The sequence below is a fragment of the Synechococcus sp. PROS-U-1 genome (assembly GCF_014279755.1).
GTDB lineage: Bacteria > Cyanobacteriota > Cyanobacteriia > PCC-6307 > Cyanobiaceae > Parasynechococcus.
In genome coordinates this window covers 741,683-767,203 of sequence record NZ_CP047951.1, presented here as the reverse complement: position 1 = coordinate 767,203, position 25,521 = coordinate 741,683, and the positions used below count along the sequence as shown (strand labels likewise).

Below are 25,521 nucleotides of genomic sequence, written 5' to 3'. Positions count from 1 at the left end.
AGGTGCGACAGGTCAATGACCCTCAAGATTAAGGGCCGGAAGCGCCCCTGGCTTGATCAGAGCAATCCGAGGGCATGAAGCGGCCCTTGACCACTGATCAACTCGAGCAGAAAAGCCGAAAAACCAACCATGGCCAGACGGCCATTCCAGACTTCAGAACTGTTGTTCCAGCCCCATTCCCACTTCTCCTGGGGGTAGAGCTTCACCTTGGTAGGCAGTTCGGCCGCCGCATCGAGACTCACCTCAGGGCCCTGCAGGCTGCTGGTCACCAGATCAGCAAGACCTTCAATGAAGGGCGTATAGGTGTCAAGAGCCCGCACCCGGCGGAAATTCACCACCCCGGCCTCGGTGGCCAGCTCCCGGTATTCAATGTCGATTTCCTCGAGCGTCTCGATGTGCTCGCTGACGAAGCTGATCGGCACCACCACCAGATCATTGGTTTTGGCCTGTCCCAGCTCCTCGAGGGCCTCCTCGGTGTAAGGCTTGAGCCACTCCACCGGGCCGACACGGCTTTGGTAAGCCAGGGTGAAGGGGTTCTCGTGGCCCATCTGAACGGCCAGTTCCTTCATGATCAAATCCGTGCAGGATTCAATTTCCTTCTGATAGGGATCGCCCGCTTCCTCCACATAGCTCTTGGGCACCCCATGGGCACTGAAGAACACGTGAGCCTTGCTGGGATCGTCGCTGTTGCGCACCTCTTGAGCAATCAGCTCGGCCATCGCCTTCACATATCCCGGGTGGTCGAACCAACTGCGAATGCAGCGGATCGGCAGCTTTTCAAACGATGGATCTGACTGACGCAGGCGCTGCAGCTCACGGAAGCTGGAGCCGCTGGTGCTGATCGAGAAATGGGGGTAGAGGGGGAGCACCACCACCTCATCCATGCCGTCGGCCTTGATGTCCGCCACCGCGGATTCGGTGAAGGGGTGCCAGTAGCGCATGGCGACATAGCTAGTGGCATCGATGCCGCGCTGGCGCAGCAGGCTCTGCAGTTCACGGGCCTGCTGCTCAGTAATCCGTCGCAGCGGTGATCCGCCGCCGATCGAGCGATAGGCCTCCTGCGACTTGCCACTGCGCAAGGTGCTGATCAGCCAGGCCAGCGGCTTCTGGAGAGCCGGGCTGGGGAGCCGGATGATCTCCGGATCGGCAAACAGGTTGTAGAGAAATGGGCCAACGTCTTGGATCCGCTCCGGGCCACCCAAGTTCAGCAGGACGACACCGACGCGAGACATACCGAGCAGAACGGTTTTCGGGGGTTGAGCGTAGCTGCCATGGACGCGATCCTTGGCGTCGACGACACATTTATGGAGCTCAAAAGTGCGCTGAACACCGCCAATTCCCAGTTGGCGGCACAGGGATCACGCCTGCGCATCGAACAGCGGGGTCGACGGCTGAACCTGCGCGGGCCGCTTCCCCTACGCGGTGATCCAGGCCGCAGCGGCTTGCAACGGATCAGCCTCGGGCTGATGGCAGATCCCACCGGAATCAGTCAAGCGCTGAGCACCGCTTCCCTGGTGCAGCTGCAACTGGAGCAGCGCAGTTTTGATTGGGTGCTCTGGTCAGCGCCTGATGCGCCATCCAAAGCCAAGGGGCGCTCCATCGGTATCAAGGCCGCCCTCGAGAGCTTCGAAACGGCATTTTTTACCGACCCGCGTCGCCGCCGTTCCCTGGCGAGCAGCCGCACCACCTGGACGAGTGCCTATCTGCCCTACCTGCGGCGCCTGGCCCAACAAAACGGTGATCAGCCCCTGGAGCCGCCGCTGCTGATGCAGACGCTCACCAGCTACGAGGACGGCAGCCGCAGCCGCCAGCAGTGCGCCACAGCCCTGGCGGCCCTGGCCCGGCACCTGGAGCTGCCCTTGCCGGACGACTGGCGCCAGGAGGCCGGCGGCTATGGCCTGCACCGGGCCCGCTTCCGCCAACTGCCCACCGACCCGCAGATCCTCGACGCCGCTGGCCGCATTCCCAATCCTCAGTGGCGCCTGGCTTTTGCCCTGATGGCCACCTACGGCCTGCGCAACCACGAAGTCTTCTTCTGCGATTGCGCCTCCTTGGCAGCGGGGGGCGATCAGGTGTTGCGGGTGCTGCCCACCACCAAAACCGGTGAACACCAGAGTTGGCCGTTCCATCCCGACTGGGTCCAGCGCTTCGGCCTGCAGGAGCTGGCAGAGAACCCGGCCGCCCTACCAGCGATCCAAACCGATCTGCGTCGGACCACCCTGCAGCAGGTGGGACGGCGGGTGAGTGAACAGTTTCGCCGCTATGAGCTGCCGATCACCCCCTATGACCTGCGCCATGCCTGGGCCGTGCGCACCATCCATGTCGGCCTGCCGGACACCGTTGCCGCCAGGATGATGGGCCACTCGGTGGCGATCCACACCCGCACTTATCACCACTGGATCACCCGACGTGACCAGCAGCAGGCGGTGGATGCAGCCCTGGCCCGTCAACCGGCCTGACTTCAACCGGCCTGTCTTCCTCTGCAACCACCTGACGATGACGTCGTTTCTGAGGCCACTGGCCTACCGCTACCGCTGGATCTACGACACGGTCACAGCGGTGTCATCGCTGAGTGTGGGAGGGGTGGAACGCCTGCGGGGCCTTGGGCTTGAGGTGTTGAAGCCCCATCTCAAGCCGGGGGCCGCGGTGCTGGATCTCTGTTGCGGCAGCGGCGAGGCAGCAGCCCCCTGGCTGGTAGCGGGATACAGCGTGACCGGTTTGGATGTCGCCCCCCGCGCCCTGGATCTCGCCGCCAAGCGGCACCCCGCCCTGCAGCTGGTGGAGGGTCTGGCGGAAGATCCACCGCTGGCCGACGCCAGCTTCAGCGCCATCCAGATGAGCGTGGCTCTGCACGAATTCCCCCGCAGCGACAGGGAGCGGGTGCTGCGCAGTGCCCTAAGGCTGCTGGAACCCGGCGGCTGGTTGGTGCTGGTGGATTTGCACCCTGCCGGCCCCTGGCTGCAGCTCCCCCAACAACTCTTCTGCGCCCTGTTTGAAACCGACACGGCCACCGCCATGCTGGAGGACGACCTCCCCGCCCAATTGGAGCAGCTCGGGTTCAGCGGTGTGACCCAGGAGCTGCTGGCGGGACGGGCCCTGCAGCGCATCACCGCCAAGCGCCCCTAATCAAGCGAACCGCAATGAGCAGCAACGATCTCGATCAATCCGCCGCGGAGCTGGGCATGGGCGGCAAGCTCGCCCCCGAAGCAGATGACGCCGGTTACCGCAAACGGATGGAGCGGCGGCAGCAGGTGCAGAAGCAACGGGTGGATGAACGCAACAAGGAGAAGGGCCTTGTTCTGGTGTTCACCGGCCAGGGCAAGGGCAAAACCACCGCCGGTCTGGGGCTGGTGTTGCGCACCCTCGGTCATGGCGAACGGGTGGCGATTGTGCAATTCATCAAAGGGGGCTGGGAACCCGGCGAAGCACGGGCGCTCAAGGCCTTCGGCGACCAGGTGAGCTGGCATGCCCTTGGGGAGGGCTTCACCTGGGAAACCCAGGATCGCGAGCGGGATCAACAGCTGGTGGAGGCGGCCTGGCAGACCGCCCTGGGCTACCTCCGCGATGCCAGCGTGAAGCTGGTGCTACTCGATGAGCTGAATGTGGCCCTGAAGCTGGGTTACATCGAAGCCGGCACCGTGATTGCCGGATTGAACGAACGACCGGAACTCACCCACGTGGCGGTCACAGGCCGTGGCGCCCCTGCAGCCCTGATGGAGCGAGCTGATCTGGTGACGGAGATGACCCTGGTGCACCACCCTTTCCGTGAGCAGGGGGTGAAGGCCCAGGCCGGCATCGAGTTTTAAAACGTTGATGACGACTGCTTCAAGCCGCTTCAGAGGCCTCGAGATCGTCCTGGAGCTGACGGGTGGCCGCCGTGAGCACCGAGAGTCCACTCACCAGCAGAGCGCGATGGACCACGGGTTCACGCCAGCAGTCCGGGTCTTGGCTGGCCCGCTCCAATGCCGAGAGGGTGAGACGGGCCATCACACCGCTTTGGCTGGCATCGGTCTCAGGCATCAAACAGCCGCGGTTTCCCCATCCAAGCGGCGAACAGAGCCCTGTGCCAGTGCTTGCTACTGTCAAACGGATCTGGACCGTTGATGACCTACACACGCGTCCTGCTGAAGCTCAGCGGCGAAGCTCTGATGGGATCTCAGGGCTACGGCATCGATCCCGCCATTGTTCAGTCGATTGCCTCCGATGTGGCCAAAGTTGTGGCCAGTGGCACGCAACTGGCCATCGTTGTGGGCGGCGGCAACATTTTCCGCGGCCTGAAGGGCTCTGCAGCAGGCATGGAACGGGCCACAGCCGACTACGTCGGCATGCTGGCCACAGTGATGAATGCCATCACCCTCCAGGACGGGCTCGAGAGGGCCGGCGTGCCCACACGGGTGCAAACCGCTATCGCCATGCAGGAAGTGGCGGAGCCCTACATCCGCCGCAAAGCCATCCGGCATCTGGAGAAAAACCGGGTGGTGGTGTTCGGGGCCGGTTGCGGCAATCCCTTCTTCACCACCGACACCACCGCCGCCCTCCGGGCGGCTGAGATCAATGCCGACGTGGTGTTCAAGGCCACCAAGGTGGATGGGGTCTACGACAAGGATCCGGCCAAGCACGCCGATGCCGTCAAGCATCCTCATCTCAGCTATCAGGATGTGCTGAGTGGTGAATTGGGCGTCATGGACAGCACCGCCATCGCCCTCTGCAAAGACAACAACATCCCAATTGTTGTTTTCAACCTGTTTGAACCTGGCAACATCGGCAAAGCCGTGGCCGGCGAACCGATCGGATCCCGCATCGGCGACCCTGCCTGACAACGCAGCCAAGCCCGCACGCCTCCTCCCTCAGCAACCATGTCGACCCAGGACCTCGAAGCCAGCATGCGCAAGTCGGTGGAGGCCACCCAGCGCAACTTCAACACCATTCGCACCGGTCGGGCCAATTCCTCCCTTCTGGATCGGATCAGCGTCGAGTACTACGGCGCCGAAACACCGCTGAAATCGCTGGCCACCCTGTCGACCCCGGATTCGCAAACGATCCAAATTCAACCCTTCGACATCAGTGCTCTCGCTTCGATCGAAAAGGCAATCGCCATGAGCGAGCTGGGCTTCACCCCCAACAACGACGGCAAAATCATCCGGATCAACGTGCCGCCCCTCACCGAGGAGCGCCGCAAAGAGTTCTGCAAGCTGGCGTCGAAGTACGCAGAAGAGGGCAAGGTGGCCCTGCGCAACCTGCGCCGCGACGCGATCGACAAGATCAAAAAGCAGGAAAAAGAGGGCGACTTCTCGGAAGATCAGAGCCGCGATGAACAAGACAGCGTTCAGAAAACGCTCGACAAGTTCATCAGCGAACTTGAGAAGCACCTGGCCACCAAGGAAGCCGACATCCTCAAGGTGTGAGCAGCGGAGTTGAAGCGACCCGCGATGTGCTGATCGTCGGGTCCGGGGCCGCCGGTGGTGCCGCGGCGGTTCATCTGGCGCTAGCCGGCCACGACGTGCTGGTGCTGGAACGCGACGCCGAGCCAAGGATCAAACCCTGCGGCGGTGGCATGGCCGCTTCCGTGCAGCAGTGGTTCCCTTTTTCGCTGGAGCCGGCTGTGGAGCAGGTGATCCGCCGGGTGGATTTCAGCTGGTGCCTGGAGGATCCGGTGGTGGCCGACCTGCCGGGCGATGCACCGTTCTGGATCGTCCGTAGGGAAAGACTCGATCAGCTGCTCGCGGATCAGGCCAAGCAAGCTGGCGCAGAACGCCTCGAGGGGGTCAATGTCGACGGCATCCTCCGCAACGGAGACCTCTGGCAGGTAACGGCAACCGATGGTCGCCGTTGGAACGCTCGGGCCGTGGTGATCGCCGATGGTTCGGGATCACCGTGGCCGCAACGGCTTGGTCTTGGCGCAAAACAGCCCCAGATGGCCACCACCATGTCGGTGCGACTGGAGGGCCAGGGCAACCTGACCGATGGCACCACCCGCTTTGAATTCGGCCTGGTGAAGCAGGGCTTTGCCTGGGCCTTCCCAATTGCCGGTGGCGTGAACATCGGCGTGGGCAGCTTCATCGGCAAGCAGGACGCCGACCCAGAGCAGGTGTTGGCGCAGCTGCTGCCGGATCTGGGGTTTGCCGCCGATGCAGGCATCCGTCAACGCGGCCAACTGCGGGTGTGGAACGGCCATCACCGTCTGGATGGCAACGGCATTGTGGTGGTGGGCGATGCGGCCTCGCTCTGTGACCCATTTCTGGCCGAAGGGCTTCGGCCCGCCCTGATGAGTGGTTGCGAAGCCGCACGGCATCTCAGCCAATGGCTCAAAGGGGAGAGCAACGACCTACGGGGCTACAGCCGCGCCATGCGAGGGCGCTGGGGCGAATCGATGGCCTGGGGGCGGCGCATTTCGCAGGTGTTTTATCGCTTCCCTCGTGTGGGGTATCAGCTGGGGATCAAACGACCGACAGCACCACGGCGCATCGCCCAGATCTTGTCTGGCGAGATGGGCTACGGCGACATCGCCCAGCGGGTGATCAAACGACTGCTGCTGCAGCGCAACTAAAACTCCAGGCTGAGCTGCTGACTGCCGTTGTCGGGCTGCTGAGATCTGCGCCGTCGTCGGGTGGTCACCGGTTTTAAGCCGGCCTTGCGGGAGCCATGCTTGCGCTGAATCGCATCGGCATGGCGCTCAAAACCGGCCGATCGACGAATCTCCCAGATCCGGTCTTTGGCCTGCTGCATCGATTCAGTCACATCAACAATCGGAGCCGGCCTGCCGCCCCCAAGCATCCAGGGCTCATGGATGTGAATCGTGGGCACGTCCTTCAGTTCCGGGCACCACTGCCGGATGAACAGCCCCTGAGGGTCGTGGTCCATGCCCTGCTTGATCGGGTTGTAGATCCGGATCGTGTTGATCGAGGTGCTGCCCGACTGCATCTGACACTGACTCCAGTGGATGCCGGGCTCGTAATCCACAAACTGGCGCGCCAGATGCAGGCCACTGTCCCGCCAGGGAAGCCAGAGGTTGTAGCTGGCGAACGACATCAACATCGCCCGCATGCGGAAGTTGATCCAGCCATGGGCCTGTAAAGCGCGCATGCAGGCATCGACAAAAGGAACACCGGTGCGGCCTTCCCTCCAGGCCGTCAAACGCTCGGCGTCCGCCTCGCGAATGCCCCGCATGAACGGATGGAAATCAATGAATTCAATCGCCGGCTGATCCTCCAGCTTCTGAATGAAATGGCAGTGCCAATGCAGCCGTGATTCGAAACTGCTGACGCCGCGACCGCTATGGCTGCGGCTGGTCTGCAACACCTCCCGCATCGAGAGACAACCCCAGGTGAGATACGTCGACAGGCGAGAACAACCCGTGAACGCCGTGTTGGGGCTCGACATCGCCCGTTGATAGCGCGGCGCTCGGTGCTGCAGAAAATCGCGCAATTCCCCCAGGCCAATCGAACGCCCACCGGTCTGGCGCTGCGGGCACCGATCCGAAAGCAGGTCTGAACAGGGGCGCTCGGGGATCACGCCGGGATCAATACCGACCAGAGCGGGCAGTCCAGCGGGGGGCGGCGTGATGGTCTCCGCCATCTGCGCCTCCCAGCGCTTGGCCCAGCCATTGCGGCTGCGCATCCGGCGCGTCACGCCGAACTGCGGGATTTCACTCCACTGAATGCCATTCGCTCGCGCCCAGGCCCCCACGCGCTTGTCGCGCTGATACGTCCAGCCGTTGCCGGTTTCCTCATGGCTCCACAGCCCATCGATACCGAACTGGCGCCGGGCCCGCTCCAGCACCTGCACCACATCGCCACTGCGGACAACCAGCGGTTGGCCCAAATCCACTAACGCTTGGCGCAACTCCACGAGCGACTCCCGGCAGAAGAGCCACTGCCGCTCGGAGGCATCGGGCTGTTGCCATAACTCCGGCTCCACCACGTAAAGCGGCAGCACCGGACCCCGCTCCGCAGCAACCAGCAAGGGCCTGTGATCAACGATGCGCAGATCACGCTTGAACCAGATGATCTGCAGCGCTGCCATTCACTGCCATCCAAGGAATCCGGTTCTAGTGGATCCGAGGCTCAACCCAGTTCTCAATCAACCGCCATCTCCATGACCTCCCCGAAACGGGTTTTCACGGTGTTGCGGAAAACGACCACATCCAAACGGCGCGTCATCAACGCGGCGCCCACGAAACAGGCCATCTGCAGAGCGAACACACCTCTGTAAGCACCGAACAAATCCCCGCCGTTCCAGGCTTGAAACAGGGTGAGCAGCCCACCGCCACTGATGGTGGCCAGACCGCAGGAATAGGCATAACCCGCACCCCAGATGCCAAGAAGAAAGCCCGTGCGCCCGGGTTGCACAAAACTGAACATCAAGGTGAGGCAGGCATTCATGCACACCCCAAGCGACAAACCAAACAAGCCAACAGCAGCCCGCAACAGGGGGATCGACTGCTCAGCCCCGGCCCACAACATCAGCATCAAAGCCAGTGCGGCCAGCACCGCACCCACCCGGGCGGTGCGGATGTTGCCGACGCGCTCAATCAACCAAAAACCACTGAGTCCCAAGCCACAGAAGAAGCCCAGGGCGATCAACACATTCAGCGATGTGGTGGCGCAGACACTCATGCCAAAGACGGCGGCGCCGTAGGGCTCAAGCACCGCATCGTTGAGGAACATGCTGAAGGTGAACAGGCAGAGCACTCCGAGGAAACGACCGGCCTGGGGGATGGACCGCAGTTTCAAGAGCAATTGGGGCAAGGCCAACCGCTGGGGAACATCGGTGGGAGCCGACCCCACAGGCGCCATCAATCCTGTGATGCGGCGTTCAACGCCGAACACCGACGCCACCCCCAGCCCCAGCAGCACCAAAGGCGTCACCAATGACAGACGCTGCAGTCCGGCCAGAACAGCGGTGCGGCTGGCATCGGCCGCGCAGGCACTGCCGAACACCTGATTCACCAGAACACTGCCCAGCAACACCCCCATAAGACGCATCCCCCACACCACCGACAGCACCCGCGGCCGCTCGGCTTCCGTGGTGCGATCAGCGATCAAGGCCGAAAACGCTGTTCCACCAGCGGCAATGGCCGTGCCAATCGCCACAAAGACAAGGATCAACAGGCCAATCAGCAGCACATTGAGCTCACCACCGCTGGCCTCCATGTTGGTGGCTAACCGCAGCACCAGCTGGCAGGCCACTCCGAACAACAGGGCAATCGCCAACGAGCTGATGACGATGAAGGGCGTGCGCCGCAGCCGGCTGGGGGGGATCCGATCAGAGCGATGCCCGAACCAGGCACGGGTGAACCCCATCAACTGCTGCCCCCCGATAGCCAAGGCCGCCAGCACCGCCGGCAACTGAATGTCTTGAATCAGCAGACGGTTCAGCAGGCCAAGGATCAGAACACCAAGAATCCCAAGACTGAGCTGGAACAGTCCCAGTTGCAGAGCCAAACGTAGGGGATGGCTTTGCAACGAGCGATACAAAAACTTGCCGGATTATGCCCTTTTCGCATAAAAAATCGGCCAGGACCTTAGGCCTCGGCCAACTTGATGTCCCGCAAACGGGCATCGATCGACGCGAGAAGCTGCACCGCAAACATCGGCGTCTCCTGAACCGCAAAAAGAAATTTGTCGCGGTTCATGGCAATCAGCCGGCAATCACGGGTGGCCGTGGCTGTGCTCAGACGCTCATGGTTCTCCATGACGAGGGCACCTGCCCCGAACACATGACCCACCGGGATGTCCTCATGCCCTTCATTGCCTGCTGAATCGATCCAGGTGAGACGCACCGATCCTTCCAGAAGGCCATACATGCAGGTTCCGGTTTCCCCTGTGTGAAACAGAATTTCCCCCTGCTTCAAACGGATCACTTCGCCCTTGCTGCCCAAGGCACGCATGGTGTCAAGCGCATGCATCGAAAGAAACTGAATCGTTGAGCGTGAAAATCACGTGATGGATGCAAGGAGAAGCACCACACACTTCTCCCCCACTGGCAACTCAGACGGGCTCAAACAGACGTCAGAGCCAGGGCAGCACCGAAACCTTGGCGCACATCCTCCTGGGAAATCAGACCATCGTGGTCTTGATCCAAGGCATCAAAGATCGCATCACTGCCGAGCCATTCATCACGGGTGATCGATCCATCGCCGTTCATGTCGTTGAGCATGAAGATCTCAGAGACGGCGTGGCGGAAGGCGGAACCGCCCTCCAACTCTGCAAGGCGATGAGCCAGTTGATGCTCCAGCGTTTCAATCGCCTTGCTGAAGCCTTTGATGCCTTCCGTCAGCTTGTCGGTAGCCATCCGGTCGTCTTGCATCAGCGCATCGAAACGGACGCGATCAACGTGAATCTTGGCCTCACTGCTGCTGGGATGGTTTGCATCCAATTTTCGGGTCAAGATCGCATCACTATCTCGGAGCTGATCCAACAGCTTGGGTGAAATCGTGAGCAGATCACAACCGGCCAGCTCGGTGATCTCATCGATGTTGCGGAAGCTCGCCCCCATCACCTCCGTGCTGTAGCCGTGGGTTTTGTAGTAGTTGAAAATCTGGGTCACGGAAATGACGCCAGGGTCCTCCGGCCCGGGGTAGGAATCGCGCCCCGTCTCAGCCTTGTACCAATCGAGGATGCGCCCCACGAAGGGGGAGATCAGGGTGACGCCGGCTTCGGCGCAGGCGACCGCCTGACCGAAACCAAACAGCAAGGTGAGATTGCAGTGAATCCCCTCTTTCTCCAGCACCTCAGCGGCTTTGATGCCCTCCCAGGTGGAGGCGATTTTGATCAGAACGCGATCGTTGCTGATGCCGGCATCGTTGTACAGACGAATCAGCTTTCGGCCTTTTTCAATCGTGGCGTCGGTATCGAAACTCAAGCGAGCATCCACCTCCGTCGACACACGACGGGGAACGATTTTGAGAATCTCCTTGCCGAAGATCACACTGATTTCATCCAGGGCTTCCCGCACCACGTCTTCCACCGGTGCATCGCTGCCCATCAACTTGCGCGATGACCGCAGGGCCTCATCAATCAGGCTCTGATACGCCGGAATCTGAGCGGCAGCAAGGATTAATGACGGGTTGGTGGTGGCATCCCGAGGGGTGAACTTACGGATCGCCTCCAGATCACCCGTGTCGGCAACGACCACGGTCATTTCTGAAAGCTGATCGAGCAGGCTGGCCATGATGTACGACGGCTCTTTACCCGTAACGTAGCGACGCTTTTTCGTGCGTCAGCTGCTCAAAAGCTTGTTCAATTCAGCAGGTTTTGAAGGCGCAATGCGCTCCACAACCAGCAGGGCATCAATGATTTGTTTGGCGACGGGAACCGCCACGGTTGATCCATAGGCGTTGTCACCTTGGGGCTCATCTACCACCACAAACACCACGTAGCGGGGATCTTCAATCGGCAAGGTCGCCACGAAGCTGCAGATTTTCGCGCCTGGGAGATAAATCCCATTCAGGGCCTTCTGCGCCGTTCCTGTTTTGCCGCCGATCCGGTACCCCGGTGTTTTCACACCCTTGCCACTGCCCTGGTCCACCACCGACTCCATCCACTGCAGCACCGTCTTGGTGACTTCAGGCTTCAGCAGCTGCTGACCGTTGGGCGCTGCCGCCGGAGCCAACGCATCACCCGAGCGGAATCCGCGGGTGATGTGGGGACTGATCAACTTGCCGCCATTCGCCAGCATGGCGTGGAGCTGCACCAGTTTGAGCGGTGTGAGTGAAAACCCCTGACCAAATGCCGTGGTGGCAGGCTCAATCGGCTGGCTGGTGAACTGCTCCTTGCTCTTGAGTTGTCCAGCCACCGCTCCGGGGAGGTCAGTGTCGGGGCGCTGATTGATACCGAGACGCTGCATCCAGTTCCAGTAGGCACTGTCATCGAGGCGACGCATGGCCTGGACCATGCCGACATTGCTCGACACCTGCAGCACCGTGGCGAAATCAACCAGGCCATTGGCCCGTTTGTCGTGGTTGAAGATCGGCCAACCTCCAATGCTGAGTTGCCCCACATCATTCACCCGATCCGTCGCTTGGATGGCGCCGGCTTGAAGCGCCAAAGCCAGGTTGATCGGCTTGAACGTCGACCCCGGTTCATAGAGATCCTGAACAGACCATTCCCGGAATCGCCCTGTCGGGAAATCCCAGTAGCGGTTGGGGTCGTAGGTGGGTGTTGATGCCAGAACCAACAGCTCACCGTTGGTGGCATCCATCACGATCGCGGCGCCTTTCTGCGCCTTCCACTTGCTGACCTGCGCAGCCAGAGCGGTCATGGCCACCTGCTGAAGCCTGGAATCCAGCGTCAACTGCAGACGCAAGTCGTCGCCGTAAAAGGCCCCTGGAGCCAGGTTGGCCGGCAACGGAGTGCCATCGGCGCCGCGGCGGAGGTGTCGGGTCTGCTCATGGCGGGCCAAATCCCCATCACGGCTCTGCTCGAGACCCGCTTGGGGTTGCCGCTCGGCATTGAGAAAGCCCACCACGTTGGCGAACAACGACGCCTGGGGATACACCCGCTGGGGATAAGCCTCCAGATCCAAGCCACTGACGCCTAACGCACGGATGCGATCGGCCGTCTCGGGATCCAGTGCTTCAGCCAGCTTGATCCCCGAGGCCTGCGTTCCCATGGCATCGAGAAGCTCGGACGCGGGACGAGCCAACGGATCCGCCAACACCTCCGCAACATCTTTGGCGGGGCGAACCACGTTCGGCTGATCCCCCGGCAGATTGAAATAGCGGGGATGGGCCCAAAGCCGAAACCGCTTTTCATCCATGGCGACCAGGCGGCCGGTGCGATCGACGATCGGACGCCGTTGCCCCAGGGGCTGGGTGCGCTGCGTCTGCAACTGACGGGCGCGCTGCTCCAGAGCTGGAGCTTGCACCAACTGCAGCCAGGCCATGCGACCGACCAAACCCAGCAGGCCTGCTGCCAGGATCCAAAAAATGATCCACAGCCGCTTCGGCGGAACCTGCGTCAGGGGAACCACCCGTGCACGGGAGCGTGACCTCACCGGCCTATGCCCTGACAGGCGGGTCATCAATAGCCGCCGCGGATGGGCTGATCACCCAGCGCCTGGAGCGTGGCCATCGGGGAGGGTGCAGGGGGCTGGGGCGAACCCAGAACAGGGCGATCGAGATGCACCAGGTTGGCCACCTGCGTGGGCACGAGGCTGTTTGGCTGTTGGGACCGTTGCAGCAGATGCTGTTCCATCACGGCAGTGGATTCCGTCAAGCGATGGGCCTGGGTGCGTGTCGCTTCCAAAACACGAAAGGCAAGCGTCCAGCGATGCTGCCAGTGCAGCGTGAGGCCTGCCAGCACAGCCACCGCCGCAATAACCCCCAACAGAGTGCCGTCCATCAACCGATGGAGTCCCCCCAGGAGGGGGGATCGTCGTGCAATCCGTCCAGAAGACAGGGACCCTTGAATCAGCTCAAAAGCTGAGGTCGATGCACGCTGTTCCGGAGCGGCAACCACCGGGGGCACAGGCGAATAGGCCAGTGAACCACCTGCGGAAAGGCGGGGCAAGGCTCAGAGCAACAGCAGATTGAGGAATGTCACTGCATTCCAAAGCCCATGCATCAGCACTGAGGGCCACAACCGTCCGCTGCGGAGCCGAACCAACCCCAGCCCAATCCCCAGCACGGTGAGGGGTGCCAACTCGCCGACACTGATGTGGGCCATGGCGAACAACAGGCCACTAACCAGAACGCCGACCAGCGGACCCAGCTTTGCCGCCAACACCGGCAACAAAGCACCGCGAAAGATCGTCTCCTCGAACAGCGGTGCCAGCACAACGGCCGTCAAGGCAAGCAATCCCAGGGCGATCGGGTCATGGCTGCCGAGCACCAACTCCAGCAACGGATTGCTCCCCCCTGGATCCCCCACAAGGCGGACGAGCAACCAGCCCGTAAGCATCACCAGGGGCGTCACCATCAACCAGCCCGCCAGCGCGTCCCGCAGAGCGGAGGGCAGCGGCCGCACCCGCCACTGCATCCAGCCGCCTTGCGGCGCGTTCTCCTTCGGCAGAGCCCGCAACTGCCGCCAGAGGATCAGCAGGCTTGGCAGGGCCATCACGGCGTAGTTGATCACCACACCCACGGCTTCGCGACGGGGACTGCCAAGTCCGGCCGTGAGTGCACCGACCAGGGGAAACGCCACCAATGGGACGCCTACGGCACTGATCACAACGAAACCACCCGCCACCAGCAGGGTCATATCGATCAGGGTCAAGTCCGGGCCCTGAACCGCTGGCCAAGCCATCAATCGGCCCCGCAGCAGCCGCCAGGTCTGGCCAATCAGCAGCAAACCACCGAGCAGGGCGGTCACCAGGGGCAGAACCGTGCTGAACACCAAACGCAAGGCCGCCCTGTCCGCTGCCGTGCCATCGACACAGACCGCAGCATCGGACCTCTCGACCTCGCAACGGAGTCGCTGCAGCAGGGGATCGTCGGGTGCAAGCTCAGAGTCTGCAGAGGCCGGTGTCTTGCCTTGCAGCAGCTCGAGCATCTGCTGCTGGCGCTCACTGCGATCCTCCGATGAAACCCCCTCAAGGGCTTTGAGCAGTGCACGGCGCGGGGACTCCCCGAGAAGGGCATCACGCCACTGAGATGGCACTGCTGGCTCGGCCAGAAGCGTCAATTCCTGCTGCTGCAGGCTCAGGGACGGCGCCACCGATGGCCTGGACAAGCTGTCCACCAAGCCCGAAAGCCAGATAAAGCCTGCCAAAGCCAGCGAGAGGGCCGCCAAAAGCCCCTTCCAGCGCGGGACAACCGGTCGTGGGGAACTGGGCACCAGCTGGCGTCAACTGCCCACGATTGTCCCCCCGAAAGGCCGCTTCCATACGATGGCCGCGCCTTGACGCTGAACCGTGCCCCTTCGTCTTCTTCTGGTCCGCCACGGTCTCAGCAGTTTCAACAAAGAGCGACGCATCCAGGGACGGGATGATCTCTCGAACCTCAGTGATGAGGGGCATGAGCAGGCGAAGGCCCTGGGCCGCTCTCTGCAGGAGGTGAGCTTCCAGGCCGTTTACAGCTCACCTTTGCAACGGGCAGCTGCCACAACGGCCAGCCTGCTGGAAGCCCACGCCGGTGAGGCAGCGGATGCCACGTTCGATGACGGGTTGCTGGAGGTGGATCTCGAGCCCTGGTCGGGACAGACCATCAACGACCTCATCAAGAATTCGCCGGAGACCTACACCCTCTGGAAACACCGCCCCATGGAGCTGGAGCTCCAACGTCGTGATGGCTCGACCTACAAGCCTCTGCCTGAGCTGATGGAACAGGCGCGGGGGTTCGTCAGCAACCTGCTGCAGCGTCATCCCGTCGATGGCAACGACACGGTGCTGGTGGTGGCTCACAACGCCATTTTGCGCTGCCTGATGCTGGTGTTACTGGGTGAACCCGACAACGGCTTCCGGCGGCTCCGTGTCGACAACACCTCCTTGTCGATCTTCAATCTTCATCCCGGCGTTGATCGCCCCCAGGTGCAGATCGAATGCCTGAACAGCACCACACACCTGCGACCTCTACCGGAGAAGGGCAAGAGCGCCAGGTTGATCCTGGTGCGACACGGCGAGACCGACTGGAACAAGGCAGGCCGCTTCCAGGGGCAAATCGATATTCCGCTCAACAGCAACGGTCGCGCTCAAGCTGCAGCAGCCCGCGATTTCCTCAAAGACATCCCCATCGATCGGGCCTGGAGCAGCACCCTCTCACGCCCAACCGAAACGGCCCAGATCATTCTTGAAGCCCACCCCGACGTTCCCCTAACCCAGATCGATGGCCTGGTGGAGATCGGTCACGGCCTGTGGGAGGGCAAGCTCGAATCCGAGATCAGAGAGGATTGGTCGGAGCTGCTGGACACCTGGAAACGTGCCCCAGAAACCGTGCAGATGCCTGAAGGTGAAACCATCCAGGACGTGTGGGCCCGTTCCGTCCGGAGCTGGGGCGAGATCGCCGCTGAGCTGAAGGCTGATGAAACGGTTCTGGTGGTCGCCCACGATGCCGTGAACAAAACGATTCTGTGCGACCTGTTAGGCCTGACGCCGGCCGACATCTGGGCCGTCAAACAGGGCAACGGTGGTGTCACGGTGGTCGACATCGCGGCCGATCCGGGCCAGCCTGCGGTGGTGACCTGTCTGAACCTCACGTCCCATTTCGGGAGCGTGATTGACCGCACGGCAACAGGCGCTCTCTGACGTCATGAACGACACCTTGCTGCTGGACCCGGTGCGCGTCCTGCGTGGCCCCGGACAACCGGTGCAGCTCGGTGCCGTTCTGATCGATCAGGGGGTGCTGGTCGGCTTTGACGACAACGCCAGGCAGCAGGCCCTTGCCCTGGGCATCAACGCCACCGCTGCCCCGGATCAGCTTGTTGCTCCCTGCCTGGTCGATCCCCATTCGATCCTTGAAACCCCCTTCAGCGGGGATCAGGAAACAGCCGTGAGCCTGCGTCACTGCGCCGCGGCGGCGGGTTACGGACAGATTGCCCTGCTTCCACGCAGCACCACCTGGCGCGATCGACCTGAACGGCTGCAGGGATTCAGCCTCGATCAAGATCAGACGGCAACGGTTCGTCTGCACCTCTGGGGAGGCTTCAGCCGCGGCGGCAAGGCGGACGAATTAGCGCCCCATGGCGATCTGCTCGAACACGGCGCCATCGGCCTGGCCGACGACGACGCCATGGTTCCAACTCCGTTGCTGGAACAGGGTCTGCTGCTGGGAGAGATGGGGGGATGCCCGGTCCTGGTGGCACCTCGTGATCCCGGGCTGCAGGGGGAGGGTCTGGTGAGGGAGGGCGTGGAGACGCTGCGGGCCGGGTGGCCAGCGGATCCGATCACCAGCGAAACCCTGCCCCTCAGTCAGTTGCTGCTGCTGCATCAACGCCATCCAGAGCGACAACTTCGGCTGATGAATCTCTCCACAGCAGCAGCGGTAGTTCAACTCGCCAGCTGCGGGCCCCCTCCCCTGAGCAGCGTGAGCTGGTGGCATCTCCTCACCGACCGCAGCATGCTGGCCAGCAGCGACCCTGGCTGGCGTGTGTGCCCGTCCCTCGGTGGTCCGGAGGATCGCGACCAGTTGATCCAGGCCGTTCAAGAACGAACCATTACCGCCGTGGCTGTTCACGCCGTCCCTCTGGATGCCGAAGACATGGCACTGCCCGGTGACCAGCGTCCCGCAGGACTCAGCGGCCACCATCTGGTGCTGCCAGCGCTGTGGAATGCTCTGGTGCGATCGGGCCGCTGGACTGCGGTCGATCTTTGGCAGGCCCTCAGCTTTGGGCCATCAGCCCTGATCGATCAGCCCCCCGAACAGCTCGAGGAAGGCAGCAGGCGCTGGCTGCTGTTCAATCCCGAGCAACGCTGGTCGGTCGAGAGAAGCACGCCTGGAGCGCCACGCGCTGCCAACATTCCCTGGCTTGGACGGGAGCTTCAAGGCCGTGTTGTGGCCTGTGGACTCAGTTGCTGAGCGGACCAATCCGCGAGGGGGGCCAGAAGCGGAAAACAGCACGCCCGATGATCTGATCGTCGGGCAGGAATGGACCACCGGGCCAACGGCGTGCGTCCTGGCTGTTGCGACGGTTGTCACCCAAAACGACAACGTTGCCTTTCGGAACGACGGCATACAGGCCTTTGCAGCCGATCATTCCATCGCGATCCGAACAGAAGTTGGTGACATAAGACTCCTTGAAGGCTGTGCCGTTGATGCTCACGGCGCCGCGGGTGTTGACCTCCACAACATCGCCAGGAACACCGACCACCCGTTTAATCCAGGCCTCACATTCGGGGTAGCGCTGCACTAAGACGCGATCGACAACCCAGCTAATGCCTGGGAACGTCACAAAGCCGCACTTCAGTGGATTCGGTTCTCCCGACTCCAACTTCCAGACGGGATCGAATGCACTGGGGGAATTGAAGACAACGATCTCCCCACGCTGGGGAGCACGGGAGCGGTACGACAGCTTCTCCACGATTAACTTGTCGCCCACCTGCAGCCCAGGGAGCATCGAACCAGAAGGGATATAGCGAGCTTCGAAGGCGAACTGCCGGAGCAGGAGATAAAGCGAGACCGTGAACAGAAACGGGGCCCAAAACTCCCAAATCGCGCTCACTCTGCCCTTCACATCGGAAGGCCCTTTCTCCGCGTTCAATGTGGGCAGGCTCAATCTTTCGACCCACGATAGGGGGAGCCCGCAGGCACCATGATCCGTCCACGCTGGCAAGCACTCAAGCCGCATCGAGGCCTGCTGAGCTGGCGCCGGTGGGACCAGGCCATTGCCGTCATCGCCGCAGTCAATCTCACCTGGGTCGCCATTGACCTCACCTACATCCCCCTACGCAATTTCTGGCTGCAACGCAATCTTTATCCGGTTCCATCACTGCCTCTGGTGGTCCCCCTGCCATGGCTGCCAGACATCACCCCACTGCTCGACCCCTTAAAAGGCATCGAACCCCATCGCGACACGAAGGCTTATCTCAAGGCCTATACGGCCCTCGATCGAGCACTCCAGGAGAACGGCTCAAGCACGCCAAAGAGCATCGATCTACTGGAGCAGCAGGCGGCACGAACCACGGCACTGATGGACAACAACCCGTTCATCAGCTCAGGCCAGGCCGGCGCGCTGGAGAAAGTCAAGAACCGACTCCGAGCCCGCACCGGGCTGGAATCGGCCCGTGATTCGGCCAACCTTTTGCTGAGTCCCGAGCATCTGAAACGTTCCCCGTGGAGCCAGGAACGTCAGTTCTGGAGCCAGCAGATCCTGCCGCTGGTGGAAAGCAATTACTGGCGAAGCATCGATGAAAACGGACGTCCCAGCGATCTGAGCTGGCGCATCGACACCCCGTTTCAACTTCTGTTCCTGCTCGACATACTTCTGCGCGCATGGCGCCTGAAACAGCGCTATCCGGCAATCCGCTGGCGTGACGCCCTGTTACGCCGCTGGATCGACCTGCCACTGCTGCTGCCTTTTGCACGCTGGCTCAGGGTGATCCCAGTCACAGAGCGTCTCTGCGGAGCAGGGCTGCTGCAACTGGAGCCTCTCCGTGCCGTCATCAGCCGTGGCGTGGTGGCCCTGTTGGCTGTGGAGCTGTTTGAAGTGATCGCCATCCGAGTCGTCGATGCCCTCCAGCAATTGATCCGCTCCCCTCAGCTGCCGGAGAGGGTTCGCGGACTCTGCAGTTACCAAAGCAGTGATCTGAACGATGAACGGGAGGTGGTCGAGCTGCTGCGGTTGTGGCTGCCACTGCTGCTCACCCGTGTTGGCCCAGCCATGCGACCGCAACTGCAAGCCTTGATCAGCCATCTGGTGCAGCAGAGTTTGGACCGCAACGTGGTGCCGGACGCCCTGCGTCGCCTGCCCGGACTGCAAAACGCTGAATCGGAATTCAGCCGCCAGCTTGCGGACAGCATGGTGACCTCTGTCCTCGACCTGTCAAAAGGGGCCGGCAACCGCATCGGTCAGCGTGACCCAGTTCTCGAATCCCTTGGATCCGAAGCCCTCGATCGACTTTGGGAGGAGCTAGCCCACATGCTGGAACAAGGGCCTGTCCTGACCAGAAGTCAGGATTTACTCGTCGCCCTCCTGGAAGAGATCAAGCGCTCCAGCTTCCGGCAGATCCGTGACCAAGGCGATGTGGACGCCCTGATCAGCGAATTGGATGGCTTGAATTTCAGCCCTGGAAGGTCGACTCCCAGAGATCAGGCTTAAAGCCGGTCAGGAACGCGGAGGAATCCACCACCACAAACGGACGCTTGATCAATTTTCCGTCCGCGGCCAAGGCATTGAGAGCCTCGTCATCGGAGAGGGCTTTAACGGCTGCTGCACCCATGGCTCGATAGCTCTGACCGCTGGTGTTGAACAACAGCTTCCGCTCACCAAAAAATTGATAAGCCGCCGAGAGCAGCTCCCTGGAGGGTGGGTTCAGGGTGATGTCGTGCACGTCATGGGCGATTCCTCGCTCAGAAAGCCATGCCAACGCCTTCCGACAGGTGCTGCAGCGGTTGTAGCTGTAGACCTGGAGAATCCCCGCCAAGATTCAGCGGCCAAACAGGGATTTGATCGCACCAACGAGGCTGTTGGAGCCACGGCCAACACCTTCGGCTGGACGGGTGCGAACCGTCACATCACCGTTCACGGTGGTGCGGCAGCTCAAGCGGAAGTTCGCAGGCCGGTCAGCCAGGTACACCTCTTCGACGTCGCTGCGGGGCGAAAGATTGCCCTGACCTTCGATCACCTCCATCACACAGGTGCCGCACTGACCAACGCCACTGCAGTTGTTGAGGTTGTTGAGGCTCTTGTAGGGGTTGATGCCTGCATCAAGTGCAGCTTTTCGCAGATTCGCGCCCTCGATGCAGCCAACCTGCTGGTCTTCCTGCTCGAATCGGATGGTGGGCACAGTTTCGGCGAATCTCAGTGCGCACCAACTTACAAGCATCTGGCCAGAAGAAGGGGACCTTCTCTGAGATCAGTTGGCTGCATTGATACAGGAATCAAGCAACGGCTGAACCGCATCAAGGTCGCGCCAACCGTCAATCGTCACAACTCCTCCTTGGAGCGTGCGGTAAGTCCTGAAAAATTCAGCAACCTCCTCCAGCTGGGATGCCGCAATTTGCCGAATGCTGCGGATCTCGTCTTGACGGGGGTCCGCATCGGGAACACACAGGATCTTCCCGTCGTAAACATCCAAGTCGTGCAGATCCAAAACACCGATGGGGCGGGCCTTGATCAAACAGCCCGCGAAGGTGGGTTCAGCCATGATCACCATGGCATCGAGGGGAGATCCATCCTCCGCCTGCGTGTTGGGGATGAAGCCGTAATCGAAGGGATAACGGACCGAGGAGTGCATCACCCGGTCAAGAACCATCACACCAGCCTCGGCCAGGTATTCATACTTATTTCGGCTTCCCGCCGGTATCTCCACGATGAGATTCACCAATCCTGGCGAAGGAGACGGGGGGAGCTGATGGAGATCCATTCCGTGCAGAAGCGGTTGGGATCAATCGCGGAGAAGGGAACGTTCGATCAGTGATCACAACCACCACTGGGGCGCTGAAGCTGACAACAGCAATCAGAAGCCCAGTGATGGCCGTCACAGAAGCGTGACGACTGAACGGCTCATCCGTCTCGGATGACGCGATGGCGTCATCGCCGGACGGGAGGAAAGCATCTGAGGCCATAGAACGGGAAGCTTCAGCAGCTCCCTCTTCTCATCACAACGTTGATTTCTTCATTCTGTCACTGCTGAAAGCCTGGCGCAGCGATCGTTAAGCAGCGGGACGATCCTGGTGGTCGAGGCGTGCGCTCAGATCAGAGGGTGCCTGCCCACTGCCTTCGAGGTGGGTACGGATCAGGCGGAGCTCTTCCAAAATTGAGCCCAACATTTGCTGGGTTGCTGTTGAAGGAGAGTTCAACACCTCAACCGTGACTTCCTTAATCCGGAGAACATCCTTGGCGAAGCGCGCCACTTCATTGGGATGGAACATCAGCGGATCTTTTTGATCGCTGCGATATTCCGGATTCAGCTTGCGGGGATTGAAGGGGGGATTGAGGTTGCGAGGGTCTGTGTTCGTGTAGCGATAGACCGATGCGCGAGAACGATTAAGAGACTTCTGAACGTCGTCAATCCCCACCAAGGCTTCAGCCTGCGCGGACGCCTGGGCTGAATCCATGGAAAGCTCTGCCTGCTGTTGAAGGTGTGACGTCACAGATTCAACAGACCGAGGAAACATGAGACGTGCCTAGGACAGGCTGGATTGAGCTGGACGGTAGCAGCCGAGACTCAGGGCGCACAGGGGAATTCCAGCAAAACAGACACTTCTACGATCGGCATGCTTCCGAAGCGGTGATAGCTTCCGAATTCCATTTTCTTCCGATCGATGCGCGTCTCCCGCCTGCTGCTGGTGACGCTGCGGGATGTTCCCGCCGAAGCGGAGATCACCTCGCATCAGCTGCTCCTGCGCGGTGGATACATCCGCCGCGTCGGGTCTGGGATCTACGCCTACCTGCCTCTCATGTGGAGGGTGCTTCAAAAGATCACAGCCGTGGTGCGCGAAGAGATGAACCGCGCCGGTGCTCAAGAGACCCTCCTCCCACAGCTGCATCCTGCAGAGCTTTGGCAGAAAAGCGGCCGCTGGCAGGGCTACACCGCTGGTGAAGGGATCATGTTTCACCTCGAAGACCGGCAAGGCAGAGAGCTGGGGCTTGGGCCGACCCACGAAGAAGTCGTCACCAACCTGGCTGGTGAGTTGTTGAAGTCATACCGGCAGCTTCCGGTGAACCTGTATCAGATCCAGACCAAATTCCGAGACGAGATTCGTCCCCGCTTCGGTCTGATGCGAGGCCGCGAATTCATCATGAAGGACGCCTACTCCTTCCATGCCAGCGAAGCGGACCTCCGCGAGACCTACGGCGACATGGATCAGGCCTACCGCCGCATCTTTGAACGGTGTGGCCTCGATGCTGTACCCGTCGATGCCGACAGCGGAGCGATCGGCGGCGCCGCCTCCCAGGAATTCATGGTGACGGCGGATGCCGGGGAAGACCTGATCCTGATCAGCGATGACGGCCAATACGCCGCCAATCAAGAAAAGGCTGTTTCGATCCCATCCGCCGCATCTCCTCTCCCTGATGGCCCGGAAGCATCGATTCCAACCCCTGGCTTGGGCAGCATCGAGAGTCTCTGCGACGCCAAAGGCTGGGATCCGAGCCAAGTGGTGAAAGTGCTGCTGTTCGTGGCGACACTGGACGATGAGACCCTGCAACCGTTGCTGGTCAGCCTGCGTGGTGACCAAGAGGTGAACCCGACCAAAGTCGTGAACGCCGTCAGCCGAATCCTGGAGAAGGGCGTCCTCGATTGCCGTCCGATCACACCAGACGACCAAAACCGTCAGAAAATCGACCCGATCCCCTTCGGATCCATTGGACCAGACCTGTCCGATGACGTCCTGCAGGGTGCCAAGACCTGGGAGCCACGCTTCCTGCGTCTAGCAGACGAAACAGCCACTGAGCTCGCCCGTTTTGTGTGTGGTGCGAATACTCCCGATCAGCACCGTTTCAACACCAGCTGGGCCGCCATCGGGCAGAAGCCGACCAGCCTGGATCTGCGCAATGCACGGGCAGGCGACACCTGCCAACACAACGCGGAATCACGGCTCACCGAAAAACGCGGCATCGAAGTTGGCCACATTTTTCAGCTGGGTCGGAAATATTCCGAAGCCATGGAGAGTCGCTTCACCAATGAAAACGGCAAGACCGAACCGTTCTGGATGGGTTGCTACGGGATCGGCGTTTCCAGGCTGGCGCAGGCTGCCGTCGAACAGCACCACGATGACGGCGGCATCTGCTGGCCGACGGCCATCGCCCCCTTCGAAGCCATCGTGGTTGTCGCCAATATTCAGGACGAGACCCAAGCCCAGCTGGGGGAGGCGCTCTACACGGAGCTTCAACACGCTGGGGTCGATGTGCTGATCGACGACCGCAAGGAGCGTGCAGGCGTCAAGTTCAAGGATGCTGATCTGATCGGCATCCCCTGGCGGATCGTGGTGGGACGCGACGCCGCCGATGGCAACGTTGAGCTGGTGTGCCGCAGCAACCGTGAGGTGCAAAAACTTCCCCAAGCAGAGGCCGTGTCATGCCTGATCAAGGCACTCCACCCCTAAAGTCAGTGGATTCTTAAGGGTTTCATGCTTTCAGCACTGACAGGCCTGCTTCGCCCCTTGAGCCGGGCTGCCGTGGCTCTTGGCCTGGGCTTATGCCTCCTTTTAACGGCATGCAGTGGTGATGCTGAAGCGCGCCTGAGTGGAAACTACGTGGAAGACACGGTGGCGGTCTCTCGCCAGTTGAGGACTGTGATCGACTTGCCCCAAGACGATCCGACCCACGCTGAAGCTGAAGCGGACGCTCGGGCGCTGATCAACGACTACATGTCCCGCTACAGGCCCCAACCGCGCGTGAATGGCCTGAGCTCCTTCACCACCATGCAGACCGCCGTGAACTCTCTGGCCGGTCACTACGCCTCCTACGCCAACCGTCCCCTGCCGGAGGCACTGCATGACCGTATCGCCAAAGAACTCAACAAAGCCGAGAAGTCTGTGGTCCGGGGCAGTTGAGCCCCTGGACACACAAGCTTTGACGAGGCCACCCGAGATCTGAGATACTCGCGGATTGTGCAGATCTGCGGCTTCGGGCCGCCGTGTTCTTGGCCAACGTTGTCGTCATCGGAGCGCAGTGGGGTGACGAGGGAAAAGGAAAGATCACCGATCTCCTCAGCCGTTCCGCCGATGTGGTGGTGCGGTATCAGGGTGGTGTGAATGCAGGCCACACGATCGTCGTTGACGAGCGTGTCCTCAAACTGCACCTCATTCCCTCCGGAATCCTCTACCCCGACACGATCTGCCTGATCGGATCCGGCACCGTCGTGGATCCCAAAGTGATGCTCGGCGAGCTGGACATGCTCATCGCCAACGACATCGATATTTCCGGCCTGCGTCTGGCATCAACGGCCCACGTGACGATGCCTTACCACCGCCTGCTGGATCAGGCCATGGAGAAGCAACGCGGAGCGCGCCGCATCGGGACCACAGGCCGCGGGATCGGCCCCACTTATGCAGACAAGTCCCAGCGCAGTGGCATCCGCGTCATCGACCTGCTGGACGAACAGCGACTGAGCGAACGGCTTGAGGGTCCTCTTCAAGAGAAGAACGAACTTCTTGAAACCATTTATGGCGTGGCGCCTCTGAACGCCGGGGATGTCATCCAGGAATACCTCGAGTACGGGAAGCGCCTCGCGCCCCATGTCGTCGAGTGCACCCAGACCATTCATCAAGCCGCCAGGGAACGTAAGAACATCCTTTTTGAAGGAGCCCAGGGCACGCTGTTGGACCTGGACCATGGCACCTACCCCTACGTCACGTCGTCCAACCCTGTCTCCGGCGGGGCCTGCATCGGTGCTGGCGTCGGTCCGACCTTGATTGACCGTGTCATCGGTGTCGCCAAGGCCTACACCACCCGCGTGGGAGAAGGCCCATTCCCCACGGAATTGAGCGGAAGCCTGAATGACCAACTCACCGAACGGGGTGGGGAATTCGGGACCACCACCGGCCGGCGAAGGCGTTGCGGCTGGTTTGACGGGGTGATCGGTCGTTATGCGGTTCAGGTGAATGGCTTGGACTGTCTGGCTGTGACCAAGCTCGATGTTCTCGATGAGCTCGACGAGATCCAGGTCTGCGTGGCCTATGAACTCAACGGCGAGCGGATCGAGCACTTCCCGAGCAGTGCCGATGACTTCGCGCAGTGCAAACCTATTTTCGAAACGCTTCCTGGCTGGCAGTGTTCCACCGAAGAATGCCGCAGTCTTGAGGATCTCCCCAAGCCGGCCATGGATTACCTGCGCTTCCTGGCCGATTTGATGGAGGTGCCGATCGCGATCGTCTCCCTTGGCGCCAGCCGTGATCAGACCATCGTTGTCGAAGATCCAATCCACGGCCCCAAGCGCGCGTTATTGAGCGCCTGAGCCGCTGAGGTTCATACTTCGGTGCTG

The 25,521-nt window shown here is 61.4% G+C and carries 26 protein-coding genes; 12 read left to right on the top strand and 14 right to left on the bottom strand.

What is annotated here, in order from left to right; genetic code table 11:
* Nucleotides 1-56: 56 nt before the first annotated feature.
* On the bottom strand, nt 57-1,232 hold the full coding sequence (hemH, locus tag SynPROSU1_RS04055; protein ID WP_186571608.1) for a ferrochelatase: 1,176 nt from the start codon (nt 1,230-1,232) through the stop codon (nt 57-59).
* 72 nt (nt 1,233-1,304) lie between these two features.
* Between hemH and SynPROSU1_RS04050 the strand changes: the two genes are divergently transcribed.
* Genes SynPROSU1_RS04050 through cobO form a run of 3 tightly spaced genes read left to right on the top strand, consistent with a single transcriptional unit; the run spans nt 1,305 to nt 3,806 of the window.
* Nucleotides 1,305-2,459: a site-specific integrase gene (locus tag SynPROSU1_RS04050; protein ID WP_186572226.1), complete on the top strand. Its 1,155-nt coding sequence runs from the start codon at nt 1,305-1,307 to the stop codon at nt 2,457-2,459.
* A gap of 37 nt (nt 2,460-2,496) precedes the next feature.
* Nucleotides 2,497-3,126 carry a class I SAM-dependent methyltransferase gene (locus tag SynPROSU1_RS04045; protein WP_186572225.1) on the top strand — a complete coding sequence of 210 codons (630 nt, stop codon included), beginning with the start codon at nt 2,497-2,499 and terminating at the stop codon, nt 3,124-3,126.
* Between the two features lie 14 nt (nt 3,127-3,140).
* Nucleotides 3,141-3,806, top strand: a complete 666-nt coding sequence (cobO, locus tag SynPROSU1_RS04040; RefSeq protein ID WP_186571607.1) for a cob(I)yrinic acid a,c-diamide adenosyltransferase — start codon at nt 3,141-3,143, stop codon at nt 3,804-3,806.
* Nucleotides 3,807-3,825: 19 nt separating this feature from the next.
* On the opposite strand, the gene SynPROSU1_RS04035 is transcribed toward cobO, so the two are convergent.
* Nucleotides 3,826-4,020: a hypothetical protein gene (locus tag SynPROSU1_RS04035; protein ID WP_186571606.1), complete on the bottom strand. Its 195-nt coding sequence runs from the start codon at nt 4,018-4,020 to the stop codon at nt 3,826-3,828.
* Between the two features lie 83 nt (nt 4,021-4,103).
* Between SynPROSU1_RS04035 and pyrH the strand changes: the two genes are divergently transcribed.
* The 3 genes from pyrH to SynPROSU1_RS04020 are packed head-to-tail and all read left to right on the top strand — an operon-like array spanning nt 4,104 to nt 6,547.
* Nucleotides 4,104-4,817, top strand: coding sequence for a UMP kinase (pyrH, locus tag SynPROSU1_RS04030; RefSeq protein WP_186571605.1), 714 nt, complete (start codon nt 4,104-4,106; stop codon nt 4,815-4,817).
* Between the two features lie 39 nt (nt 4,818-4,856).
* The gene (gene frr, locus SynPROSU1_RS04025) at nt 4,857-5,405 is read left to right on the top strand and encodes a ribosome recycling factor (protein WP_186571604.1); all 549 of its coding nucleotides are present in this window, start codon (nt 4,857-4,859) and stop codon (nt 5,403-5,405) included.
* A complete protein-coding gene (locus tag SynPROSU1_RS04020; RefSeq protein WP_186571603.1) occupies nt 5,402-6,547 on the top strand; it encodes an NAD(P)/FAD-dependent oxidoreductase in 1,146 nt (381 codons plus the stop codon). The genes frr and SynPROSU1_RS04020 overlap by 4 nt, the downstream gene beginning before the upstream one ends.
* On the opposite strand, the gene SynPROSU1_RS04015 is transcribed toward SynPROSU1_RS04020, so the two are convergent.
* The 7 genes from SynPROSU1_RS04015 to SynPROSU1_RS03985 all read right to left on the bottom strand — a co-directional run bounded on the left by SynPROSU1_RS04015 (nt 6,544) and on the right by SynPROSU1_RS03985 (nt 14,777).
* Entirely contained in the window at nt 6,544-8,022 is a 1,479-nt protein-coding gene (locus tag SynPROSU1_RS04015) for a deoxyribodipyrimidine photo-lyase (protein ID WP_186571602.1), read from the bottom strand. The two genes, SynPROSU1_RS04020 and SynPROSU1_RS04015, sit on opposite strands and share 4 nt — an antisense overlap.
* A gap of 53 nt (nt 8,023-8,075) precedes the next feature.
* On the bottom strand, nt 8,076-9,464 hold the full coding sequence (locus SynPROSU1_RS04010) for an MFS transporter (protein ID WP_186571601.1): 1,389 nt from the start codon (nt 9,462-9,464) through the stop codon (nt 8,076-8,078).
* Nucleotides 9,465-9,523: 59 nt separating this feature from the next.
* Nucleotides 9,524-9,907, bottom strand: a complete 384-nt coding sequence (locus tag SynPROSU1_RS04005; protein WP_186571600.1) for a Crp/Fnr family transcriptional regulator — start codon at nt 9,905-9,907, stop codon at nt 9,524-9,526.
* Between the two features lie 92 nt (nt 9,908-9,999).
* Nucleotides 10,000-11,172 (bottom strand): transaldolase, encoded by a 1,173-nt coding sequence (locus tag SynPROSU1_RS04000; RefSeq protein WP_186571599.1) that lies wholly within the window; start codon nt 11,170-11,172, stop codon nt 10,000-10,002.
* A 48-nt stretch (nt 11,173-11,220) separates the two neighbouring features.
* Entirely contained in the window at nt 11,221-13,023 is a 1,803-nt protein-coding gene (locus tag SynPROSU1_RS03995) for a penicillin-binding protein 2 (RefSeq protein ID WP_186571598.1), read from the bottom strand.
* The gene (locus SynPROSU1_RS03990; RefSeq protein ID WP_370586246.1) at nt 13,023-13,511 is read right to left on the bottom strand and encodes a hypothetical protein; all 489 of its coding nucleotides are present in this window, start codon (nt 13,509-13,511) and stop codon (nt 13,023-13,025) included. Before SynPROSU1_RS03990 ends, SynPROSU1_RS03995 begins: the two co-directional genes overlap by 1 nt.
* Before the next feature lie 3 nt (nt 13,512-13,514).
* The gene (locus SynPROSU1_RS03985; RefSeq protein WP_186571597.1) at nt 13,515-14,777 is read right to left on the bottom strand and encodes a CPBP family intramembrane glutamic endopeptidase; all 1,263 of its coding nucleotides are present in this window, start codon (nt 14,775-14,777) and stop codon (nt 13,515-13,517) included.
* Between the two features lie 76 nt (nt 14,778-14,853).
* On the opposite strand from SynPROSU1_RS03985, the gene SynPROSU1_RS03980 reads away from it, so the two are divergent.
* The gene (locus SynPROSU1_RS03980; protein WP_186571596.1) at nt 14,854-16,182 is read left to right on the top strand and encodes a histidine phosphatase family protein; all 1,329 of its coding nucleotides are present in this window, start codon (nt 14,854-14,856) and stop codon (nt 16,180-16,182) included.
* A gap of 4 nt (nt 16,183-16,186) precedes the next feature.
* On the top strand, nt 16,187-17,452 hold the full coding sequence (locus SynPROSU1_RS03975; protein ID WP_186571595.1) for a dihydroorotase: 1,266 nt from the start codon (nt 16,187-16,189) through the stop codon (nt 17,450-17,452).
* Here the strand turns inward: SynPROSU1_RS03975 and lepB are convergent.
* Entirely contained in the window at nt 17,442-18,107 is a 666-nt protein-coding gene (gene lepB / locus SynPROSU1_RS03970) for a signal peptidase I (protein WP_186572223.1), read from the bottom strand. The genes SynPROSU1_RS03975 and lepB overlap by 11 nt on opposite strands.
* A 78-nt stretch (nt 18,108-18,185) precedes the next feature.
* On the opposite strand from lepB, the gene SynPROSU1_RS03965 reads away from it, so the two are divergent.
* Entirely contained in the window at nt 18,186-19,691 is a 1,506-nt protein-coding gene (locus tag SynPROSU1_RS03965) for a hypothetical protein (RefSeq protein WP_186571594.1), read from the top strand.
* On the opposite strand, the gene SynPROSU1_RS03960 is transcribed toward SynPROSU1_RS03965, so the two are convergent.
* The 4 genes from SynPROSU1_RS03960 to SynPROSU1_RS03945 form a co-directional block, all read right to left on the bottom strand.
* Nucleotides 19,654-20,016 (bottom strand): arsenate reductase family protein, encoded by a 363-nt coding sequence (locus SynPROSU1_RS03960; protein ID WP_186571593.1) that lies wholly within the window; start codon nt 20,014-20,016, stop codon nt 19,654-19,656. The two genes, SynPROSU1_RS03965 and SynPROSU1_RS03960, sit on opposite strands and share 38 nt — an antisense overlap.
* 3 nt (nt 20,017-20,019) lie before the next feature.
* Nucleotides 20,020-20,379 carry a 2Fe-2S iron-sulfur cluster-binding protein gene (locus SynPROSU1_RS03955; protein WP_115095124.1) on the bottom strand — a complete coding sequence of 120 codons (360 nt, stop codon included), beginning with the start codon at nt 20,377-20,379 and terminating at the stop codon, nt 20,020-20,022.
* 69 nt (nt 20,380-20,448) lie between these two features.
* Nucleotides 20,449-20,958, bottom strand: coding sequence for an inorganic diphosphatase (locus SynPROSU1_RS03950; protein ID WP_186571592.1), 510 nt, complete (start codon nt 20,956-20,958; stop codon nt 20,449-20,451).
* Between the two features lie 289 nt (nt 20,959-21,247).
* Nucleotides 21,248-21,652: a resolvase gene (locus tag SynPROSU1_RS03945; RefSeq protein ID WP_255444779.1), complete on the bottom strand. Its 405-nt coding sequence runs from the start codon at nt 21,650-21,652 to the stop codon at nt 21,248-21,250.
* Nucleotides 21,653-21,859: 207 nt separating this feature from the next.
* Here SynPROSU1_RS03945 and SynPROSU1_RS03940 point away from each other — a divergent pair, with 207 nt between their 5' ends.
* The 3 genes from SynPROSU1_RS03940 to SynPROSU1_RS03930 all read left to right on the top strand — a co-directional run bounded on the left by SynPROSU1_RS03940 (nt 21,860) and on the right by SynPROSU1_RS03930 (nt 25,494).
* Nucleotides 21,860-23,641, top strand: a complete 1,782-nt coding sequence (locus SynPROSU1_RS03940) for a proline--tRNA ligase (RefSeq protein WP_186571590.1) — start codon at nt 21,860-21,862, stop codon at nt 23,639-23,641.
* A 24-nt stretch (nt 23,642-23,665) separates the two neighbouring features.
* Complete coding sequence (gene psb27 / locus SynPROSU1_RS03935) at nt 23,666-24,091, top strand: photosystem II protein Psb27 (RefSeq protein ID WP_186571589.1); 426 nt, start codon at nt 23,666-23,668, stop codon at nt 24,089-24,091.
* 83 nt (nt 24,092-24,174) lie between these two features.
* Nucleotides 24,175-25,494, top strand: a complete 1,320-nt coding sequence (locus SynPROSU1_RS03930) for an adenylosuccinate synthase (protein WP_186571588.1) — start codon at nt 24,175-24,177, stop codon at nt 25,492-25,494.
* The last annotated feature ends 27 nt before the right edge of the window (nt 25,495-25,521 follow it).

Coding starts and splice junctions, on each gene's coding strand:
- SynPROSU1_RS04035 (WP_186571606.1), bottom strand. CDS start 4,020: ATGCCTGAGACCGATGCCAGCCAAAGCGGTGTGATGGCCCGTCTCACC.
- SynPROSU1_RS03945 (WP_255444779.1), bottom strand. CDS start 21,652: ATGGATTCAGCCCAGGCGTCCGCGCAGGCTGAAGCCTTGGTGGGGATT.
- SynPROSU1_RS04005 (WP_186571600.1), bottom strand. CDS start 9,907: ATGCATGCGCTTGACACCATGCGTGCCTTGGGCAGCAAGGGCGAAGTG.
- SynPROSU1_RS04050 (WP_186572226.1), top strand. CDS start 1,305: ATGGAGCTCAAAAGTGCGCTGAACACCGCCAATTCCCAGTTGGCGGCA.
- psb27 (WP_186571589.1), top strand. CDS start 23,666: ATGCTTTCAGCACTGACAGGCCTGCTTCGCCCCTTGAGCCGGGCTGCC.
- pyrH (WP_186571605.1), top strand. CDS start 4,104: ATGACCTACACACGCGTCCTGCTGAAGCTCAGCGGCGAAGCTCTGATG.
- SynPROSU1_RS03940 (WP_186571590.1), top strand. CDS start 21,860: ATGCGCGTCTCCCGCCTGCTGCTGGTGACGCTGCGGGATGTTCCCGCC.
- SynPROSU1_RS03975 (WP_186571595.1), top strand. CDS start 16,187: ATGAACGACACCTTGCTGCTGGACCCGGTGCGCGTCCTGCGTGGCCCC.
- frr (WP_186571604.1), top strand. CDS start 4,857: ATGTCGACCCAGGACCTCGAAGCCAGCATGCGCAAGTCGGTGGAGGCC.
- SynPROSU1_RS03995 (WP_186571598.1), bottom strand. CDS start 13,023: ATGACCCGCCTGTCAGGGCATAGGCCGGTGAGGTCACGCTCCCGTGCA.
- SynPROSU1_RS03965 (WP_186571594.1), top strand. CDS start 18,186: ATGATCCGTCCACGCTGGCAAGCACTCAAGCCGCATCGAGGCCTGCTG.
- cobO (WP_186571607.1), top strand. CDS start 3,141: ATGAGCAGCAACGATCTCGATCAATCCGCCGCGGAGCTGGGCATGGGC.
- SynPROSU1_RS03950 (WP_186571592.1), bottom strand. CDS start 20,958: ATGGATCTCCATCAGCTCCCCCCGTCTCCTTCGCCAGGATTGGTGAAT.
- SynPROSU1_RS04015 (WP_186571602.1), bottom strand. CDS start 8,022: ATGGCAGCGCTGCAGATCATCTGGTTCAAGCGTGATCTGCGCATCGTT.
- SynPROSU1_RS04045 (WP_186572225.1), top strand. CDS start 2,497: ATGACGTCGTTTCTGAGGCCACTGGCCTACCGCTACCGCTGGATCTAC.
- SynPROSU1_RS04000 (WP_186571599.1), bottom strand. CDS start 11,172: ATGGCCAGCCTGCTCGATCAGCTTTCAGAAATGACCGTGGTCGTTGCC.
- hemH (WP_186571608.1), bottom strand. CDS start 1,232: ATGTCTCGCGTCGGTGTCGTCCTGCTGAACTTGGGTGGCCCGGAGCGG.